The organism is Protofrankia sp. Cr1, assembly GCF_963555865.1.
Lineage (GTDB): Bacteria > Actinomycetota > Actinomycetes > Frankiales > Frankiaceae > Protofrankia.
On sequence record NZ_CAUVXO010000403.1, the window covers coordinates 1 to 1,558 of the forward strand.

Consider the following 1,558-nt stretch of genomic DNA (forward strand, 5'->3'; position numbering starts at 1 on the left):
CCCCCGGCACGTGATGCGGGCGTTCACTCTGCCCGAGCTTCACCTGAGCGCGCAGCTCACCGCGGGCTGCGGGTCGTGGACACCGCCACCGGCTACGACCAACCCTGGGCTCGGCGCCGGTAGGTCCATGGATGAGGTGTTGTGGCGTAACCCGGCGTCGGCGTCGGCATCGGCGTTCGTGACGTTCGCGGTCACAGCGCCGATCCTCAACGCCGCCACAAACGCCAGCACATCAGGTACCTATCTGACCAAATGGGCATCATCGCCGGATTGGACTGCCACACTGATCGTGTGGTGCGTCCGAGCCTTCGCGGCCCCGAACGGGCGGTGTGGCGGGCGTTCCCGCGTGGCGACGTCGTCGATTTACGGGGGCGAGCGGACCGAACGGTTCGCGCGAGCGTGCTGCGCACGCTCCTGTTGGGCGCCCAACAGGCCGAGCCTGGTCATTTCGCCACGCTGGATCTGATCGGCGCACGCATTGTTGAAATTCTCGACCTGAGCAACACCGACGTGCCGCATCCGGTGCGCATGCGGGACTGCCAGTTCGATGAACGACCGGATCTGCACAGTGCCCGGACCCAACAGATTGATCTTGCCGGCTCGACGTTCCCGGGCCTGCGCTGCTCCGGTGCGATAATCGATGGAGCCCTGCGGCTCACCGGCTGCCGCTCGACAGCGGAGATCCGGCTGGTCAGCACCCGGATCGCGGGAACTTTACTCCTGAACGCCGCCAGGTTTGAGGGCACGGAAAGTGCCCTGAACGCAACACGGCTCACGGTCGGCAACGACATCCTCGGGCAGAAGGGCTTGATCTGCCGCGGCGAAGTGTGCTTGAGCCACGCCGAGATCGGCGGCTCCGTGCGGTTCGACGGCGCACATCTGAGCAATCCAGGCGGGTCCGCATTGTCCGCGCCGGACATCGTGGTAAGCGCCGTCGTGAACTGCGGCGAGGGCTTCCGCGCCGAGGGCATGGTCGAGCTGTCCTACGCGAGCATCGGCAGCCATCTCTCCTTCGAGCAGGCGACGCTGTCCAATCCGACCGGTACGGCGCTGGCGTGCCAGCACCTCGACGCACGCGAGCTGGTGCTGCTTACCGCTACCCCGATCGACGGCAAGGTAGACCTGCGCCACGCCCGGCTCGGCCTGCTCCGCGATGACCCGGCGACGTGGCCGGACACGCTTCGCCTCGACGGGCTGACCTACGACGCGCTGACCGACATCCACGGTGTGGATCGGTTGCGCTGGCTTCGACGTGACCCGCCCGGATACCTGCCCCAGACCTACGAGCAGCTCGCGTCGGCGTACCGGCGGCAGGGGCGCGAGGGGGATGCGCGGGCTGTCCTGCTCGCCAGACACCGCCGCCGCCGGGAGTCGCTTCCGCCGGCACTCCGAGCCTGGGGATACCTGCAAGACCTCACCGTCGGGTACGGGTACCTCCCGACCCGCGCCGCCGCCTGGCTGATCGCGCTCCTCGTGGCCGGCGGCGTCACCTTCGGCCTGCACCATCCACAGGTCGTCGCGGGAAGCAACCCGCCCGGCTTCAATTCCGTGATCTACA

2 protein-coding genes are annotated in these 1,558 nt (G+C 67.9%); one reads left to right on the forward strand and one right to left on the reverse strand.

Annotation, left to right across the window (positions count from 1 at the left end; all coding sequences use genetic code 11):
• Positions 1 to 39 precede the first annotated feature (39 nt).
• On the reverse strand, positions 40 to 195 hold the full coding sequence (locus tag U9980_RS22365) for a hypothetical protein (RefSeq protein ID WP_322769730.1): 156 nt from the start codon (positions 193 to 195) through the stop codon (positions 40 to 42).
• 204 nt (positions 196 to 399) lie between these two features.
• On the opposite strand from U9980_RS22365, the gene U9980_RS22370 reads away from it, so the two are divergent.
• On the forward strand, positions 400 to 1,558 hold a 1,159-nt coding region (locus tag U9980_RS22370; RefSeq protein ID WP_322769731.1), incomplete at its 3' end, for a hypothetical protein.